At 53.7% G+C, this 3,187-nt stretch carries 1 protein-coding gene; it reads right to left on the minus strand.

Annotated elements, in window-relative coordinates; all coding sequences use genetic code 11:
* Nucleotides 1–626 precede the first annotated feature (626 nt).
* Nucleotides 627–3,187: TonB-dependent receptor domain-containing protein (locus VGM55_RS20920; protein WP_331636547.1), on the minus strand; the 2,561-nt coding region annotated here is incomplete at its 5' end.

A 3,187-nucleotide genomic window follows, 5' to 3' on the forward strand; every position in this document is an offset into this window, starting at 1 on the left:
CGTCTGCACGCGATGCCAGGCGAGGCTTGAATCATGGACAAAGCTGCTCAGTGAATTCGACCTAAAGACCGTCACTCGGCAGGGTCGTGCGGACGCTTAATTCGGGCCGCCGCGGTTTGCCTCTTGGTGCGGTTTTATCGATTTCCCGGTGCTCTTCTCTACGAAAGCGACTTCGCGTTACGAATCGAGTCCGGGTACGACTTTTTCTGAGTCACTGATTCCCTCATCAATAACACCCCTCTCGAACCTCTATAAAAACCTGATCTCGACCACACGCTGTGTGCGGACTGTGTGCAGTGTGTCCTTTCTGTAACGAATCCATGTCCTGCCACCCAAGTCGGGTTTTCGCTGTACGGATCGAACATAGTAGTCTCACAAAATCATTTTTATGCAGGATTGAACAGCGTCCATCGGGGCAATGATCCTGTGCTGCGCGGGGCGATTGTCAGCATCGATCTCGGGACAGGAATGATCCGGTGGCCTTCAGTTCGGTTCTACTCCCGGCCTACTCCGTGCCGACCGTTGCTGCCCTGGATTCTGAGCTCAATGAACAAAAGGTGTCCTCGTTTATGCGGGGACACCTTTTGTTTGGAACGTGGGCTCCAGCACATTCCATGTACTACTGACTAGAAGCTGTAATGTACTGAGAACTGCACAATACGTGGCTGTGACCGGGTATCAGTGATCTGACCAAAGGTGCTGTCACTGAGGTTGGCATCCGGATAGTTATAACTGGCGAAATTAAATGCGTTGAAGAAGTCGGCCCGGAATTCAACGTTCTGGTTTTCCGTAATGCGGAACTGCTTGCCCGCGGTCAGGTCGATCTGCTCGAACCCGGGAGCACGCTCCGTGCCATTGCTCGCCGTACCGAATTCTTCACTGTTCGGAATGCCATAGGCGCATTCACCATTGTCGAATCCATCGCTTGCGGTACAGGGAGTAGCAGACGGATCAGTACCAAACCATTGACCGACGCTGCGTTTACGTACCGCAAGCGGACGATAATGATTTGGCCGTGAAGCTCTGTTGTTCACCGTAGTCGTGTTTGGCGCACCGATCGTGATAGGCAGACCGGAGAAGGCGATAGCCGTTCCCGTCAGCTTCCAACCACCGGCAATCTCATTGAGCCACGGGTTTATGTTGCTACCCAAACGATGTCCACGACCGAAAGGAAGCTCATACACGCCGGTTGCCGACAGATTATGACGTACGTCCATGCCGGCCGGGCCGTAGTCCGCCTGGCCGTCATAGCCGTTCTGCCAATAAGCGCTGTAGTTGGGACCGTTATTGCCCAGGGAGTTCGCGCCAAAGAAGCCTGGATTGTTGGTCAGAGCCTTGGCGTAGGTGTAATTCACGGTGTACTCAAGACCATCGTGCTCACGGTGACGAACCTGAACCTGCAGAGCATTGTAGTTCGATATCGATTCCGCTTCGGTTACCACCACACTGCCGGTTTGGCCAACCAGGTTTGCATATGGAGCGGTAGTGTTCGGCGCAAAAAGCTGGTTGCCTGCGCGCGCATCAATCAGGTGCTGACCGAGCTGACCAACATAACCAGCAGATATAGAGGTCTGATTGTTGAGCTCATACTCTGTTGAAAGCGAGAACTCCTGAATGAGGGCCGGTCGCAAATTATTTTGCCATGCGCGAAGTGTATTGCTGCTGGTAGAAGCGGCAAAGCTCACTGGCAAAGCATTCTCTGCCTTGAGTGGCGTACCTGGACTGGTAGCGCTGGCGTTTGTCGCCTGGTAAGTAAAGGCCGGCTGAAACGGCGGATTGAAGTTCAGGCGCAGGTTGGCGCCGGTGCCCTCAAGGAAATTGGTAGTGCCGTAACCGCCTCTGAAAACCCAGCGGGCAGATGGCTGAAAAGCAAATCCAATACGGGGCATGAGATTGGTGTAAACCGGATGGTAGAGTGCATGTCCATCGCCAAAGACTTGGGCGGCTCCAGGCGTGCCCGCAGCGTAGTATTGGCCGGTAGTCAGATCGACATTGGCCTGCTTATCGTTCACTTCGTAGATTGGTTGGTCATACTCATAACGCAGTCCCAGGTTCAGGGTCAGAGTGGAAGTTACTTTCCAGTCATCCTGGAAGAAGCCCGCATCACGATACTGACGCTGACCAGAACGGCCTACATTGGCTGAGATACCAGCGTAGAAAACCTGGTCCGAATCGAAGTCGGCGACATTGCTGCCCGTGAATCCGCCGCCATACTGCAGACGGCCCTCCACGCCATCATTGCCGGGGTAAAAGTTGTTCTGCTGGTAGCGAACCACTTCCGCACCCATCTTCATTGTGTGCTTGCCCGATTCGATGGTGAGGTTGTCGCCGTAGGTGAAGATGTTGTTGATCAGACTGCTGCCGAGGCCCGTAGTACCGATGCCGGTGAGGTAAGTCTGGTTGAAGCTGCCCTGGGCGTTCGAGAAGTCCTGAAAGGCAAAGCCCGGATACGGCTGATTGGGATAATTAATACCGACCACCGAATTGCCCGTGAGGCCGAACGCGCCAGTTGTGTCAACCGGAATGCCCTGCACCCAGCGAATACGCGACCAGCCTGCACGGAACTCGTTGACGATTGCGGGGGAGAAGACATGCACCTGATTGAAGGCGATGCCCTTAAAGGGATAACTATTGATAGCTGGAAAAGTAATGGCAATCGGAGTTTGCGGTGTGGCATCGGAGGCCTCACCCTGCGAATAACGGACACTGAAGGTATCTCTCGATCCATAGTGCCAGTCGATTTTCGCGTCGCCCTGATCATTGCGCACAGTATTCAGATAGTTGCCAATATAGTTGTTCTGCGCGATTCCGTCGGTTGGGGTTTTGTTGGGAAGAGGATATAGCTCCGGATGCGCAAACAAATATTGCGCCACGGGATTTGTAACTGTTACCTGGTTATTTAGATATGGCGTACGAACGCCATTTACAAAGTGATAGAGCTGTACCGGAGATGAGGAAAAATCGCCATTGCGGAATGCTGCAGGAATGACGCTTGCCGTCTGAGTGCCTCCAGTGCGGAAGCGGGCGCCCTGATAGTCTGCGTAGAAAAATAATTTGTCACGCAGGATCGGACCGCCAATCCCTCCGCCGAAAATTGCTTGCGTAAATGGCTGCTTTGGGGTCCCCGAGAAGTTGTTCGCCCACGTGTTCGCATCCAGGTTGTCGTTTTCGAGAAAGCCGAAAGCCG

It is taken from the genome of Cedecea sp. (genome assembly GCF_036500665.1).
Classification (GTDB): domain Bacteria; phylum Pseudomonadota; class Gammaproteobacteria; order Enterobacterales; family Enterobacteriaceae; genus Cedecea.